The following is a 15,744-nucleotide window of genomic DNA, read 5'->3' on the forward strand; positions in this document are numbered from 1 at the left end:
CTGCATGCCGTCAAGGGTGCGCTACGCCGGCACGCGCGCAGCGCGCGCCGCCCTTGACCGCACTCCGGGACGGTAGAACCTCACAGCATAGCCGATGTCAAGTTTCACCGGAAACGTCATAGGGCCACAAAAATGTGCCGGACGCAGACATCTAATATATAGGCGGTGTGCCGGTCGCGAGTCGAAGCAATTCGTAAGAATCCAGAGTCTTGCAGCGCTGGCGAATCGAAGCGTTGCTCCATAAAATAGACTACCCCGTCGCAAACTTTTACCTCAACCTGAGTGAAATACTCTCGTATTACCTCGTCTCGTTGTTTAGTCACGGCGAGCGAGCGCCCCATTTGACTTAAATAGTTCCACAAGTGAATCGGCGTGGGGAGGACTCTAGCTATAACCGCAACGTTATTAAGTCGGGTTCCGATGTTTTTACTTTGATTGTCCATAATAACTCGACGTATCTCTCGGGCTGCTAGCTGAGGAATCGTCATGGAAGTAACGGAATGCTGCGGAGCGCCTTCATGTTTGACAGCTTTCGGGTGCGAGGTTTCAATGCTCGCTTTAGACTGGCCTGCATGGCTAGGCGCAAGCTCTTTGATGATTGGATGCCAGCCCGTTGACCTTGCGTGCGCGCCGATGGTCGCCCCCGGGCCTCTGTCAACTATGTCGTGCATTGATCCGCCAACGCTCGGCCACTCATCGGCTTCAATAGTCACTCCGAAGAGTGAGCAGAACCATACTTTGTCTAGTAGCTGGCAGGCTTTCGCCATCCTATACGCCGCAGAGATTTCACTGCCAACGGAAAAGCCGATTCCGGTGATAAGTCCAGAGCCCATATCAATGGACCGAACTACCCAAAGGTTAGGCAGGAGACTATGTTCGTAAAATCCCAAGGGCTGCTCCGGGACCATGAAGGCATCGGATTCCGCCTTTTCCATCAGGTAGCCGACAGCCTCCATGAAGCGCCCTTGAGAGGCCAGGAGGCGATTGCGTGCACGGGTATATCCGAATTTGATTACCTGTCGGTCTTCAAGAGGAAACTCTTTGCTGATAACATAATGGAATTGGCGTTCCGTTGGGATAGGCTCGCCATTTGGTTGAGCGAAAACCTTAAGCTTCTGCGCATTCGTCATCGTGACACAACCAAAGATGGTATTCATCGTTTGGCTGAAAACCTCGCGAAGATGGACTCCCTGCCCACTAAATCTCCGATATCCTTCGATGATCTTTTTTCTGATTTCAGCGGAGCAAGCACTGTACCCGTGGCGTTCCCCGTAGGCAATAGAGGGCCGACCAAATTTTTTCTCCGTAGCTCCGCGATCCCACTTCCCTATTTTTTGGATTGAATAGTGAAGCGCCCAGCGGTTCATTCCAAACGCAATGTAGGAATAGAAGGCAAGTCGGAATCGAGTTAGATTTTGTCGCGGTTTTGAAGCCCTGGCGATTTTGTTTAGTTCGTAGTCCGGCTTCTCGCTTGCCAATATCGAACCCAAACGTTCGATTGCTGGCCAAAGATGCGCTAATGTTGCGTCAATCCGACTTTCATGGCGGTCGCTAAGTTCTGGCGCGATAGATCTACGTGCGCGAAGAAGCGCAATTGTTGTCGTCCCCAGCCACGGTGGGAGCTCAGCGCTAGTTGTGCATGGTAGTAGTTGCTCTGCAATAATGGCTTCTTCGAAATGATCCCTCCGTAGAAAGGCCACCCTTGCGGACTTCTCATCGGGGCTAATAGCTGAGCTTTCTTCTTGATCGTGAACAGCGCCGAAGGTAACCAGCAGAACTCGACATCGTTGGGAATCATTATTCAGAAAATGGTAGACAAGGCCCTGCTCAAGACTTTTGAATCCGTTCGGAGCATACAGTTGACTTCCGATATGCATTACGCCTCCTCCCTAGAAAAGAAGTTTGCGTAGTGTTTAAATGGGTCAACTTTTTCTGCTCTCAATGGCAGGTCGAGCAAAAGCGCTTGTCCGAACAGGTCAGCTTTTACCCGTCGCTTCCAGAGGCAGAAGAATAGTAAGTGTCGTAAGACTTCGTATGTGCAGCCGCGACGGCGTACCATCGAAAGTAGAATGGAGTGAGGAGGCGTGTTCGTTTGCAGAGACACACTAATTCTGTCCACCATCTCGGTCTCGATCGCTTCGTCTACGGCGGGTCGACGCTGATGGAGGAAAAGAGTGCGCAAATTGTGTGCAAACGCATCCGGAATATTTTTGCTGACTACACGCACAGTCCTGATATCCGCGTCGCTGTGAAAAAGCGCTTCGATCGCATGTCTACTTGTCGCCTTCGCTAAATCTTTCTCGGGGTTTCGAACTCTACGAGCCAGCGAAATCGACCGCGAAAAATCCTCATCGGCTTTCTTAACGGACCAGTTGACACAGTAGGGGCCGTATGCATCTTCAAGAAATAGTAGTAGGTCACCAAAAATCGGCGTAGCTACAATTTGCTCTCCAAGCTCGGGGTGCCGATACCGTAGTGACGGATGGCATGTCAGAAGGTCTAGGCGGTCGGCGACTGCGATTGTCCCTTGAAGGGGAGGAAAGGTACGCCCATCGGCCCTTGGATGCCCGCTAAGCGGGTGAGGTGCGGGCTCCATCGCAAGCATGCGCTGTTCATGGAGTTCGAAAAGTGAAGGGTTCCATAAAGCTAGCATCGCAGCTTTAGTTTCGATACTTGATAGAGCATGAACGTATCTGCCTAAGCTCTCGGACCATAGCTGCGAGGCGCGTGAAAGAGATGGTGCTTCCTCGCGATTCGCTCGGATACCCGCTTCGTAGTGGGCCCCCCATTTCGGCGGCGCTTGTCTGCGGAGAATTTCCCGCAAGTGCGTGATTGTTAGTTTGCGTTTCTTCGGCATAGTAGGTCCCCTGCACGCGACGGAAATGACGCGTGCACATTTCTGTAGAAAACGGGACACCCTTGACGCCAGCGGTGTGCTGGAGTACATTCTTAACCAGTGATGATTTTGAGGGTGTCCCTCGGATCGAAGAAGCCACAGACCTAGCCGTCTGTGGCTTTTTGCTTTGTAATTGCTTAGCTCATCTTGCCCCCGGTAGTTGGGTTGATCAACTGTTCCAAGCCCCCTGCTTCCTCGTTTTGCTTGAGACCTAGGGCGATAGCAATACGGTGACTTTCCCCCCGTTGGGCCCGACTCCGTCCCGACAAAACTCCGTACACCAAGTTCACGTCGAAGTCGTTCGCACGTGCCCAATCAGTGACAGTTATACCTTCGTTGTAAAAGCGCCGTTTGACAGCGTCACGTGCAGTTTGGCTTGGGGCCATATCTATAGAAACTGAACAAAAATTGATTAATTTTGAGCGAGCGCCAGAGGCACAACTTTATCAGTAGTCCTCGCAGTTTGGGAAAGTTTTTCGACTGTTTCTGTGCGTTGAAAAACCTGCATGTTATTGATATCGTTCAGTTTTTTACGTCGGCAGCTTTCTGCTATTTTGAGATTAGAGACTATTAAAAAAGTGATTTTCGTGATCACAAACCAATATGGCCGGGCAGTGGTGGGGCCCCGAGAACTCTTGCGTCGAATGGCATTCCTGTGGCCTAAAATAAGCATATTCCTAATCTTGAGTAATCGCCGGCGACCTTGATATGTACAGCTGTCAGGTTGCTCATTGACAAGCTTTAGCGCTGGCCCCGCGCCTCGCTGGAGAAACTCGCACACGACCGATACCTCGGCGGCGATTCAATATGCCCTCTTTCTGTGGCCGGCTCTGTTGCGCTATAACGACGACGGCGTGATCAAGATCGACAACTCGGCTACTGAATGCGCCTTACGCGGCGCGCTATCGGCTGCGCACTACCTGTACGTCGCCAGTGGCAGCGAGAGCGCGGCCGCTATGTACTCGATAATCGGGCTGGCTGAGCTCAACGGGATCGACCCGAAAGCTTGGTGGCGCGATGTGCCAGACCAAATCGCGATCACCCCGTCAACCGCGTTGACGAGTTCCTCCTCTCGCGTTACGCCGGACCGCCGGCCTCTGCCTGAAAAACACACCGCGTCCCAGCGGTGTAACGCCATCATTAGGCAATACAGCGCTTAAATCAGCAGGGTGCTGTGGAAGCTTGCTTTAGCCTGGCGGAAGAACGGATATAGAGCCAACCGTCGTGCCCTGTCAAGAAGTTAAACTCCTCTAAAGATTTGCTGGCAACTTGAAACGTGCGGGCAGTATCCTTCAATGAAATTTAGTTTGAAGTGAAGCACATTCCGCAAAGGGCGCGCGACAGCAAGAAAGTTGAATGTATCGCAATCATTACTATTGCACAGAGCAGCGGTAATGCTTTTTGTGGGCGCTTCAGCTGCCAATCCTGTTTACTGTGTCAGTGACTGTGCCGATCGATCACCCCACTTTTACTAGGAGATTGTTATTCCACATTCAAGAATTGTCAGCCGGCGTTGGCTCGCTGTAGCCTGGAAGTAAGTGCGCCATGAACCCCAGCCTGTTCAGGGGACCGTTTCGCTGGCTAAATCATGGCTATGCAAATTCCATGGCAACAGCGCTTCAACCTCGTCCACCGTCTGCGCCAGCGGCAAGCTGCGCAAGACGCGGCGCAGCCATGTGTATGGCTCCAAGCCGTTCGCCTTGACCGTTTCCACCAAGGAGTAAATGACGGCGCTCGCGTGGGCACCCGCCGGCGTGTCACTGAACAACCATGCCTTGCGGCCAACCACAAAGGGGCGGATAGCGTTCTCGCACTTGTTGTTATCGATCGGGAGATCGCCGCGCTCGGTATAGCGCGTCAGCCGGCTCCAGTATTTCGCCATGTAAGCCAAGGCCTTGCCCAGCGCGCTTTTAGGCGTCACCGTCGGCAGCGTCTCGTCCATCCAGGATTTCAGCGCTGCCAAGGCCGGCACGCTCAGACGCGCACGCGCGAGCCCGCGCACCTCGACGGTCGCATCCCGGTAGTCGCTTTCGATGCCGTACAACTTGCCGATCAGGTCGATCGCAACGTCAGCGCGGCCACGCTTACCTTTGGGTTGCACGCGCGCGGCGTCCACGAAGCGCCGGCGCACATGGGCAAAGCACACCAGGTGTTCGACACCCTTGATATGTGCCAGCTTGTTGTAGCCGGTATAGCCGTCCGTCATCAGGTAGCCCTGGTAGTCGCTGAGCAGGCGCAACGGCACCTCCGCACTGCGGCTCGTATCGTAGTCGTACAAGATGACCGGCTTGTCGGGTGGCCCACCCGTCTGTACCCACATATAGCTTTGCGAGCTGGCCTTGCGCCCCGCCTCTTTAAGCACTTGAACGACGGTCTCGTCCATGTGAATGACGGCGCTATCGAGCAGCGCATCGCGCATCAGGTTGTGCAGCGGTTGCAACAGGCGGCCTGCGCCGATGGCCCAGCGCGCCAGCGTTTGGCGTGGCACCGGCACACCATGGCGCTCGAGCACGTTCTCGAAGCGCGCCAGCGGCAGGCCATCGACGTACTTGACCGTCAGCAGCATAGCCAGGAAGTCGGCGCTGGCGTTGCTCTTGGGCAGAGGCTGGGGTGGCAACGCCGCCGTGACCGGGGCGTGTACGCTGTCGGGGCAGCCATAGCGCTTGCGGATGTGGCGCAGCACGCGCACCTGCATCGGCACGATGTCAAGCTGCTCGCTTACGTCCTGGCCGATCTCGACCATTGGGGACCCGCAGGGGCAGGTGCGTTCGTGTTCAGGTACGTCATGGACGATATCGACGCGCTTCAAGGTGCCAGGCAGCGGGGCGCGTTTGCCGCGCGCCTTCGGCTGCTTGTCCGGCGCCGTCTGCTGCGTGGGCGTGGCGTCAGGCAAGGCGGCGACGTCCTGCGCGTCCGTGCTCGACTGCGCCAGCACCTCAGCCTCGTCGAACAGCCGTCCCTGCCCGGCCAATTGCTCGGAACTGGCGCCGAACATCCTGTGGCGAGCCAGCACGGATTGTTCGATCATGCGAATGATGTAGTCGTGCGCCTCGCGCATGGCCACTTGCCGCGCTTCGTGGAGAGCTTGCTCCATCGCCTGTTGCACGGCCTGTTGCATCGCCTGTTGGGCGGTGCTCATGACGTCTTGCTGCGTCTGAAGCAGGCGCTTGAGCGCATCCACATCGTCGGGCAAAACCGCCGGTAAAACGAACGCGGGCAGCTCAATTTCAGGTGCTTGCGGCGGCGATTTTAGCGAAGTAAAAGACATGCGTCATTTTACCAAATCTCCCTATGAAACCGAAGTGAAATGCAAGGTTTTATGTGGGGAATTTCGCCATAAATCGAAGCCTTCGAGCAGCCACTCGAACTCTTGCAAAGTGATCGTCTGCGCGGCTGTGTCGCCGTCCTTCGGCCAGGCAAATTTGTCTGCCTCAAGCCGCTTGAGCCACAGGCAAAAACCGTTGCGGTGCCAGTACAGGACCTTGATCTTGTCGCGCTGGCGGTTGATGAACACATACAGCGCGCTGCCGAAAGGATTCAATTCCAATTCTTGCTCGACCAGGACCGACAGCCCGCCGATCGACTTTCTGAAGTCGACCGGCGCGCGGCACAAGTAGACCTGTTCGATGCGGCAACCGGCATGCATTACAAAGCTCCTGCGGCGGCGCGCGCCAGATTTGCCAGCCATTCGGGCGACGGCAGCTCGGCCAACTCAAGGCGCACGCCGCCGGCCAACTCCACCGTGCAGGCCGCGCTACGGCGATCAACTGCGCGCTCGCCCACCCGCAACTCCATGAATCGGCTAGCCGGCGACGGCGCCGCCGAGTCTTGCGCAGCTAACTCGCCCAGCTTGCGTTGCCAGTAGTAGAGCGACGCGAGCGACAGATTCTCACGCTTCGCATAAGCGCTCACGAAAATCCCTTCACACTGAATCGCCGCCACATGGGCCGCCCAGAATTGCATGTCTCTTTTCATCTTTGTCCCACCTCAAATTGGATGGGCAAAGGATGCGACAACTGTGGCTAGGCCACAAGTCTGGGGTTTATGGCGCGCTTACCCTTCAACCTTCGGATAATGCGGCTCGATCAGATCATGAAGTTTTGACCAAGGCGTGACACTGTCAAGCTTTGCAAGGAAGAGGTCGCGCCTTGTCAGCTTCTTTTTGGCAGCGTATTCGAGGTCGGAAAAGCTCTTCTGCATGATCAACTGGACGGTGGTTGCGGATGCCGTTATTGTCGCAGGTCTAGCAAGTGACCGGCGAGGGGCTGGGAAGAATAAATCAGTGCTTCCCTAAGGGGGAATTACGTGCCGATGGTAAAAAGTTGGTGAATTTCTAAATCTCTTGGATCACTTGCCAACCTCTATCGGCCAAGAGCAATCATAGATAACCATAAAATCTAATGTTGGATTGAAAGCCGACTGTAGCTCTCTTCCTTCTGTCCAACCAAATTGGGCCGGACGTAAGAATAACCGAGGAACCCTCAATGCCGATGAAAGATTTTCTTAGTCAGTTGGCAAAAACCGCTGACGACAAATCGCTGCTCGATTTCTGTCGTAGACGAGTTCTACATGGAACACCATCGGTTTTCCAAGGGGATGAAGAAAAATATTACTCTTTTCGGAAACGAATCGCAGACGAATTTCAAATTAATTTTCATGAGATATTTATCACTGGCTCTGCAAAGCTGGGATTTAGTCCTCATAAGAAGAAACTATTCGACCTAGACTCTGATATAGATGTGGCATTGATTTCTTCAAATCTGTATGACCAAATGATGGAGTTTATTCATGGCTACCAGATGGAACTGCGCGAAAACCGAAAAGCGGTGTCCATTGAAGAAATCAAACGATACCATAAATTTCTTGAATATAGTGCGATCGGATGGATGCGCCCGGACCTTCTCCCTACATCTTTTCAGGTCGATGATTTGAAGACTAAGTGGTTTGCCTTTTTTTCCTCAATCTCGTACGGCTATAGCGAAGTCGGTAATTATAAAGTTACTGCGGGTGCATTCAAGAGCTATAGTCACCTCGAGCGATACACGGTTAGCGGACTTATCTCGCTGAAAGCAAATCTGAAAATTGGAGAAGTACATGCCGCTACAAATTAAGCCAAGCGTAACCAACCCGACTATTGCTGACGTGTACAATTTAATCGATGAAAGTAAATTGATACTGCGCCCGGACTTTCAGCGGAAATTTGTTTGGACCCATGAGCATCAAGAGGCGTTCATAGACACTGTCCTCAATGGACTTCCGTTCCCAGAGATTTATGTGTGCGAAGGCGAAGTGGACGTACAAAAGCTGAGAACAACCCGATTGGTAATCGATGGGCAGCAGCGCTTAACGACAATTCGAAACTACATCGAAGGCAGGCAAGATCAGGTATTGGCGAAAATCCCCGTATACCAATCACTTACCCAAACTCAAAAGCAAGATTTTCTGTCATATCAAATAGTGATGCGCGACCTTGGGCGGGTAGATGAAGAAACAACAAGAGAAATATTTCGTAGAATTAATCTTACTAAGTTTAAGCTTGATGACGTTGAGATCCATAATGCAGTTTACGATGGCCAATTCATTCAAGCTGCCAAATACGTTCTCGAGAACATTCACTTAGAACAGTACGGCGTGCTTCGCGAGTCAGAGTTTACACGAATGGCGGATCTCCACTTTATTCTTTTGGTGATGGCGACAATCGAGAACGACGGGTATTTTGCGCAAGATCGAGAAGTCGAGCCTAAAGTTGCTGGACTAAATGATGAATATCCAAATCGTGATTATATGATCGCGCATCTTATTAAAACATTTGCCATCATCCGTGATGCGGACTTACCGGTTGACTCAATGTGGTTTAGGAAATCAAATTTCTTTACGCTAGTTGTAGAGGTGGCAAAGCACCAAGATACCCTACCTGATGATTTTAGAGATCGCCTCCTTAAACTAGAGGAAAATGTAATGAAAAATCGTTCCAACACAAATTCAGAGTTTAATAGATATTATTCATATATGTACCAGGCCACCCATGGGCGAGCTGCCCGAGTGGTCCGAGGAGAGTTTTTCGAAAAATATTGTTTATGAGCGAGTCCTTTCTAAGCGCACTTAACAGGCTGTTGAAAAATCATTCTCTGGTGGGAAATTCTTCAAAAATAATCCAAACAATGCCTAAAATATAGGCGAAATATCGAGTTTTGCTCAGATTTTAGGCAGAACCGAATGGATTTTGGCCGGGATTTTGCGCGTTTGTGGGATGAAATTTCTTTTTTCAACACCCTGTTAAGACAATGCCAAATCGGGCGCGCCGTAAGCAAGCGAAGGCAAAGTTGTGATGATTGGCACGGTTGATTTTTTCGGCCACGGCACCACACCTCAATCAATTATGGGGCCGCAAAATGCTCATCTAAATCGGTGCAGCCGCCTCCTGACGTCAGTGCAGTCGCCTTCTGAAAACGACAACTACGAAAGCTGTATGAGTTTTAAATCGCCGTTGAAAGAACCGCTCGACTATATTCCGCCAGGGCAAGCTGAGGCAAACTATCACAAGCATCTGAGCGGTCAAGCCATTCGCCTGACTCACACTAACCGGCCTCTACGAAAGCCCGGGCGGTTCAATGAGGGTTCCGCTGGCCCTACGTTCTGAACTACGGTGACACTATTTGCCTTACAATCTTGGCAGGCCGACGCGCAGTGAAAATGCGTTAGATTCGCAGGGGAAATAATGTGCGATCATTATGGTCAGAACTAAAGCGTGGAAAGGTACATAGTGGGAAAGGCTTTCAAGGATGAGGTGTCCTGCATTCCTCAAACGCTGCGGTGGCTTAAAGAGCAACCAATATCGCAGCTTGAATCGACGACACGGTCGTGTGCCGATCGCTCTTTGATCGCAGTGGGCTCAGGCGGCTCGTTCACAGTGGCCGCTTACGTGGCAGGCCTGCATGAACGCAAGTACGGCAAGCTCTCACGCGCAGCGACACCGCTTGAATTGATCGCTGGGTTCGTCCCAAGCGATGTGGCTGCGGTCTTTTTGTCGGCCGAGGGCAAGAATAACGATATCCTGGCTGCGGCTCAAGCGCTTGTGGGAGCCGATCGGGGTAACATTGCGCTCACCCTCACGCCCGATAATCCGCTGCTCAGTTTCTGCAAAAGCACAGGAGTCGCGACCCCAATCGGCTACGATATTCCCTGGCAAAAAGATGGCTACCTTGCGACCAACAGCCTGATATCCATGATGGGGCTTTTCGCCCGAGCATACGACGACAAGTCGTTTGACACCTCGTTCCTTGACGAAAGCTGGCTGGACCAGCGCCGCAACGAGTTTAGAGCTTCTGTCGCCCTCGAGAATGTCGCCCGGGGAGCCGCGGTGATCGTGCTTTACGGCGGTGCCGGCAAAATCGCGGCGATCGACGTTGAATCAAAGTTTTCTGAGGCGGCCTTAGGCAGTTGCCAGCCGGTTGACTATCGCCAGTTTGCTCACGGTAGGCATCTGCAACTGGCAGGAGAAGTGCTGCCAGTCGTTATTGCGTTTGGCGATGACGATGACGCCCCGTTGATTGACGCATCGTTGAACCTGTTCCCGGACGGCGTTCAGATACAGAGGATTTCCTTGACAAGTGGTTTCGCTGCTGGCGAACTCGAAGGCGTTATCTGCGCGATGCTCGTTGTCGAAGCTGTGTCCTCGCTTCGTAAAATGGATGTTGGTCAGCCGTTCGTTCCCTCGTTCGGACGAGCGCTGTACGGTACAGATATACGTGAGCTTGCATCAAAGTACAGCAGGAAGCCAGTATCGCTGCTGTCCCGCAAGGCTCCCCATGTGGCACCCACAAGTGCTCATTCGGCGGCGTGGATTGATGCGGGCTTCGAATTTATCTCGCGTCTGGAAGTAGCCAGGTTCAAGGGCGTCGTATGCGATTTTGACGGTACATGCTGCTATACGGCTCGCCGCGTGGATGGTCTCGACCCAAGCCTGCTCGATGAGCTCAGGCGCCTCGTTGATGGCGGTGTACGTATTGCGTTTGCAACCGGCAGGGGTGACTCTCTTCAAGATGACCTGCGCAAAAAACTTCCCCACCAATACTGGCCACACGTTTTCATCGGCTACTGCTCAGGTTCCTCGACCGCATGGCTGAACGAGGACTTCGATGCTGCGCAGCCGGACGATCGATTTGCATTGCTGCAATCATGGCTAACTGAGCATCACATGGTCTCTGATTGGCCGGCTGCCCCGAAAGTAATTGGCGGTCAGATGAGCATACGTTTGACGGACAATCTATCGAAAACTGCCATCACATCAGCCATCAAGTATTGGCTCGAAGAGAACAGGCACGCGGGCTGGCGGGTGTTTTGCTCGGGGCACTCCGTGGATGTTCTAACCGAGAACGTCGGAAAGCGTAATGTGGCTTCAAAATTTGCGCATCTAATAGGGGCGGACCCAAACGACGAGATCCTTCGGATTGGGGATTCGGGCGATTTCGGTGGCAACGATCACGAGCTTCTTTCGACAGGACTGGGATTGAGCGTTGCAGCTGCCTCCCCGCTGATGGACGCGTGCTGGAATTTTCTCGCGCCAGACGTTCACGGTGCGGCTGGTACATTCCATTACTTGTCAGCGCTTGAAGTTCAAGATGGCGAGGCCAGATTCTCCGAAAAATTCCTCCATGACGTACGCGCTATGCTCATGCAGGACAAAGGTATCGAATGAAAACTCAACTTGGCAAACGGCTGCTGGCCGAGCTTATGGGGTGGGACGATGCGCAAGCGACCGTTGAATTCGCATGGTTGCAGACCATGGTCGAGTACAAGTACGACCACTATCAGGGCTACAGCCCTGGATCGCGCTTCTTTGTCAATCTGCTCTCGTGGCTGGCCCAGTTTGCCCCAGCTGATCGGGCGACAGCATATGATTTGATCCGCACCAAACTCGTGTTTATCAGCCAGCGTGAGATGCACCACCTAGTCGGCCTAACCTTACCGCGCCTTCATAGGGACAATCGGCGTGCTGTTGCAGACCAGCTTGGTGTACCGATGTGCACGACATGGGGCAATGCCGTAGCCGAGAAGCGGCTCACCGAAGTCAACCGCCGCACGGTCTACATTGGGCTGAGCGATGGGGCACGCACGGATGTTCTACGGCGCCTGAACGAGGGTGTTATTTCAAACGAACAGATTGTCGCTGCCACCGAAATCTCAGAAAAAAAGTGGGACAAGCTGCGTGCCGGATTGGCCGACCGGCTCAGGAAAGAACACCTGGGCGGAGTTCCTGCGCTTTTCGAAAGGATTTGCCTTGTCGACGATTTCACCGCATCAGGTTCAAGCTTGATCCGGAAGGACAAGGGGCAGTGGAAGGGAAAGGTACCGACCTTCATCAGCCAAATGTCGGAACGACCTGACCAAAATCGTTTCGGCACGCATGTCACTAAAGACTGCGTCGTTCAGATCCATCATTACATCGGCACTGAAAAATCCAGGCGTGTGATTGATGATCTGCTCGGCGAATACAAGCTTGAGTTGGGTGAGCTCAAGATCAGCTTCAAGGCAACCTATTCCATGGTGCTCTACGAATCGATCGTCATCGGAGATTCGAGCGACGCCCGGCTGGTTGACCTTCTGCGGCGGTACTACAGCGCTTCGTGCGCAGACGACCATACGGGCAAGGATATTTGGTTTGGGTACAAACAGTGCGGCCTACCCTTAATACTTGATCACAACACACCGAATAACTCGATTGCCCTGCTGTGGGCGGCTAGCGCGCGGTCTGCTGAGGGGCTGGCGCACGAAATGAAACCCCTTTTCCCAAGAAAGAAGCGGCACGTCGAGCATGGACAATCCATTTAAAAAGCGGGCCACCGAGTACTTTGACGATCCGACAGCACTGCTGTCGCTCGTCAGCGCGGAGCCGATACGCGCGTTTTTTTCGGGTCAGCACGAGCAGCTGTTCGATCGTCCTGTAACGGTTGTAGGCACGCCTGGCAGCGGGAAAACCACGCTTGCCCATCTGCTCGAACTAGACACCTTGGTCGCCTTAGTTCAGCTGGCTCGCAACAATGACAACAAGAGCCTGGTTGCAGAGCTGGCTCAGTTTCGCATCCTCGACAATCTCGTTCCCACGATTCTTGCGTTCAGGCTTCCTGCAGGATCCACGCTGCGTGACATCTGGCAGCTTCCCTACTCGCTTAGCACACGCTCAGCATTGTTTCGGTCGTTCATCCAGGCCAGAGCAGTGTTGGGCTGGCTTCGAAAACTTGAAAAGGTCCAAGTACCGCCGTCAGCGATCAAGGTGGCAACCCGGGAACACCTGGAGACTGTGCGAGGTCTCATCAAAGCAAACGACGCAAGCGAAATGCGAGCCTTCGCACGAGATGTCGAGGAGCAGATCTTCAGGGTCGTTACGGCACTTGCGCCACCGTCAGAAGCGGAACTGGCAAGCACCGGGCTGTCGTCAACCTATCAGGCGTTTGATGCCATCGAAGCTTTTGTGATCGATGGAATCCCAAATGTTGTCGGTAGCGAGATCAGATTGAAACCTCTGTTTATCCTGGACGACGCGCATGAATTACATCCTGAACAGTTCGCCGACGTCGGACAGTGGTTTAGAAATCGAGAACTCAAAATCGCGCGTTGGATCGTTACCCGCATAGACGCGCTCGGCCCGGACGAATTTCGTGCTGCACTCGCCGGTAGTGACAGGCCATTGGCAGGAACCACTCCTGGGCGCGACCACATGTACGTGCTGATGCAACGCGCCCGAAAGGATCGCAAAGCGTTTCGTGCAGTGGCCAAGGACATCGCGCATCGCTACATTGAACAGATGCCAGCCTTGCGTCGACAGGTTAATACTCTTGAATCGTGCCTTGAAGCCAGGCAGCCATCCTTGACCGCCGGCGATGCAGAAAAGCTGGCGCAAAAAGTCGCATCGATCATGGCAAAGTCCGGCATTACCGATCAGACCAAACGACAGCTTGAAGGCTTGTTGCCACCGCAACTGGGGCTTGACCAGCGACAGGCAGTACTGAGGATCCTGCTACATCGTGAGATGAAGCGCACCCCACAAACCGACATGTTCGCTATGTTCGACGAAGCGCCGGGGGAAGAAGAGGTGGTCGATCTGCAGAACGTCTCTGCGGATGAGGACAGCGATACGGACACAAAGAAAAAGGCTAAAGCAGCGTTGATCGCGGGCGCGAACATCCAGCTGATGCACGATTTTCAGCGCCCGTACTACTTCACGTTTGATATGGTGGCCGACGCAAGCAGCGACAACATCGAGCAGTTCATCAGCTTAGCCGGCGCGCTAGTCGACGTGATCGAAACCAGGTTGCTGCGCAACCAGCCTTTGAAGCTGGACGCCAAGGTCCAACATCAAACCCTGGTCAAGCGGGCCGAGGACACGGTTAATGCCTGGGATTTTCCGCACAGCGAATATGTACGCAAGATCGTCGGATATATTGCCAAGCGATGCGTCGAAAAGAGCTTAGAGCCTAACGCGCCACTGGACGACGGGGCAAATACCTTTGGCGTCCCGCAGGCCGAGATAGACCGTCTTCGTAAGGAGAACGGCCTGTTTATACAGGTGATTCACTATGCCCAAGCCTACAACGCCTTCTCCATACTTGAACATTACGAGTGCAAAAGGAAGACTTGGTGCTTGTTCGAACTGGGTGGGCTCCCGATCATCGCCAACGGGCTCACGCTGGGCCGAGGAGGCTTCTGCGAAGGACACCTTTCCGATCTCATGGATTGCATAAGCGACGATGCCAAGATTTAATACTGACAACTGCGTTTCCCACGGCGCCGACGACGTCGATGAGTTTATAGTTCATCATCTGGGCCAAGCCACTAGGGTGCTCTTTATCGGTACGGTGGGCATCGAACCCAGCAGTCTCTATTTTCCAAGCAAAATGGCCGGCGCGGGTAACACGGATTTCCGGTTTCTGATCGAGCAACGCGCCATTACCAGTCCTATCGTGCATGAGCTGGGGTTACGACATCGCAGGTGGCTAACCGAGAACCTTCCCGGCGAAGCGTGCACCTTTCATGACGTTGAGGTCATCTCAAAGGACGGGGCAACTGTCGCCGGCAGGAACGCTGTCACGATCGCGGCAGCCTGGCACGACGCCAAGTACAGCGATATCGTCGTGGACGGCTCAGGTATGTCCAGGGGGATTTGCTTTCCGTTGCTGCGCCAGGCAATGCAAATCGGCGAACGGTTCGGCGCGAACGTCCATATGCTCATCGCCAGTAATAACCACCGGACGATCCAGCTTAAGTCGGAGTCGAACGACCGCCCGGACTGGATCCACGGGTTCCAGGGTCGTATGGAGTTGGATTCGATGTCAGAGGCACTGACACTCTGGATTCCGCAGCTTGCCCATGGCAGCGCATCGCAACTCGATGTTATGTACCGGCACTTGACTGCACTTGGAGTTGCGTTGGCAGAAATCTGTCCGATTGTACCTTTCCCGTCGGAGGACCCACGTCGTGGAGATGAGCTCCTGTTCGAGTGTCGCGAGGCCTTACGAGGGGACGTCGGTAACGAGCGGCTGAACGTCATTTATGCTCATGAGGCTGACCCAATGGATGTGTTCCTCTCGATCGCGCGATTGGAAAACACCCGTCGCGAAGTGTTCTCGGCAACAAAAAAAGAGGCCGTGTCCGTGCTATCACCCTCGGGATGGCGACTTGGAAGCGTGGGAATGGTCCTTGCTGCGATCGCACTGGACCTCCCTTTGCTCTATGTCGAGACGATTGGGTATACTACGGATTCACCATTGCCCGTGCCTGTTGAGACCCCATCGGCCGACCGCAAGTGGCACGTTTGGGTCGCCGGGAGTCCGTATGCAGGTTTGTAGATC

General features: G+C 53.6%; 12 protein-coding genes and 1 pseudogene. 6 read left to right on the top strand and 7 right to left on the bottom strand.

Going from position 1 to position 15,744, the window contains the following annotated elements; genetic code table 11:
* Window positions 1-116 precede the first annotated feature (116 nt).
* From F2P44_RS31245 to F2P44_RS34970, 7 genes and pseudogenes are all read right to left on the bottom strand, one after another.
* Window positions 117-1,877, bottom strand: coding sequence for a TnsB C-terminal domain-containing protein (locus tag F2P44_RS31245; RefSeq protein ID WP_167093464.1), 1,761 nt, complete (start codon window positions 1,875-1,877; stop codon window positions 117-119).
* Window positions 1,877-2,857, bottom strand: a complete 981-nt coding sequence (locus F2P44_RS31250; RefSeq protein WP_167093466.1) for a PDDEXK family nuclease — start codon at window positions 2,855-2,857, stop codon at window positions 1,877-1,879. The genes F2P44_RS31245 and F2P44_RS31250 overlap by 1 nt, the downstream gene beginning before the upstream one ends.
* Before the next feature lie 176 nt (window positions 2,858-3,033).
* On the bottom strand, window positions 3,034-3,282 hold the full coding sequence (locus F2P44_RS31255) for a DNA-binding protein (RefSeq protein ID WP_167093469.1): 249 nt from the start codon (window positions 3,280-3,282) through the stop codon (window positions 3,034-3,036).
* 1,175 nt (window positions 3,283-4,457) lie between these two features.
* Complete coding sequence (tnpC, locus tag F2P44_RS31260) at window positions 4,458-6,164, bottom strand: IS66 family transposase (RefSeq protein ID WP_441295294.1); 1,707 nt, start codon at window positions 6,162-6,164, stop codon at window positions 4,458-4,460.
* 21 nt (window positions 6,165-6,185) lie between these two features.
* Window positions 6,186-6,542, bottom strand: a complete 357-nt coding sequence (gene tnpB, locus F2P44_RS31265; RefSeq protein WP_167093470.1) for an IS66 family insertion sequence element accessory protein TnpB — start codon at window positions 6,540-6,542, stop codon at window positions 6,186-6,188.
* Window positions 6,542-6,859, bottom strand: a complete 318-nt coding sequence (gene tnpA / locus F2P44_RS31270) for an IS66 family insertion sequence element accessory protein TnpA (protein ID WP_167093472.1) — start codon at window positions 6,857-6,859, stop codon at window positions 6,542-6,544. Before tnpA ends, tnpB begins: the two co-directional genes overlap by 1 nt.
* 93 nt (window positions 6,860-6,952) lie before the next feature.
* Window positions 6,953-7,096 (bottom strand): annotated as a pseudogene (locus F2P44_RS34970) (IS5/IS1182 family transposase); the annotation flags it as partial.
* A 284-nt stretch (window positions 7,097-7,380) separates the two neighbouring features.
* Here F2P44_RS34970 and F2P44_RS31275 point away from each other — a divergent pair.
* The 6 genes from F2P44_RS31275 to F2P44_RS31300 all read left to right on the top strand — a co-directional run bounded on the left by F2P44_RS31275 (window position 7,381) and on the right by F2P44_RS31300 (window position 15,741).
* Complete coding sequence (locus tag F2P44_RS31275; RefSeq protein WP_167093474.1) at window positions 7,381-8,007, top strand: hypothetical protein; 627 nt, start codon at window positions 7,381-7,383, stop codon at window positions 8,005-8,007.
* A complete protein-coding gene (locus tag F2P44_RS31280) occupies window positions 7,991-8,977 on the top strand; it encodes a DUF262 domain-containing protein (protein ID WP_167093476.1) in 987 nt (328 codons plus the stop codon). Before F2P44_RS31275 ends, F2P44_RS31280 begins: the two co-directional genes overlap by 17 nt.
* A gap of 682 nt (window positions 8,978-9,659) precedes the next feature.
* Window positions 9,660-11,594: an HAD family hydrolase gene (locus F2P44_RS31285; RefSeq protein WP_167093478.1), complete on the top strand. Its 1,935-nt coding sequence runs from the start codon at window positions 9,660-9,662 to the stop codon at window positions 11,592-11,594.
* Window positions 11,591-12,727: a phosphoribosyltransferase-like protein gene (locus F2P44_RS31290; RefSeq protein WP_167093480.1), complete on the top strand. Its 1,137-nt coding sequence runs from the start codon at window positions 11,591-11,593 to the stop codon at window positions 12,725-12,727. Before F2P44_RS31285 ends, F2P44_RS31290 begins: the two co-directional genes overlap by 4 nt.
* Entirely contained in the window at window positions 12,711-14,657 is a 1,947-nt protein-coding gene (locus F2P44_RS31295) for an ORC-CDC6 family AAA ATPase (RefSeq protein ID WP_167093482.1), read from the top strand. The genes F2P44_RS31290 and F2P44_RS31295 overlap by 17 nt, the downstream gene beginning before the upstream one ends.
* The gene (locus F2P44_RS31300; RefSeq protein ID WP_167093484.1) at window positions 14,644-15,741 is read left to right on the top strand and encodes a hypothetical protein; all 1,098 of its coding nucleotides are present in this window, start codon (window positions 14,644-14,646) and stop codon (window positions 15,739-15,741) included. The genes F2P44_RS31295 and F2P44_RS31300 overlap by 14 nt, the downstream gene beginning before the upstream one ends.
* Window positions 15,742-15,744: the final 3 nt, after the last annotated feature.

The sequence above is a fragment of the Massilia frigida genome (genome assembly GCF_011682175.1).
GTDB lineage: Bacteria > Pseudomonadota > Gammaproteobacteria > Burkholderiales > Burkholderiaceae_D > Telluria_A > Telluria_A frigida.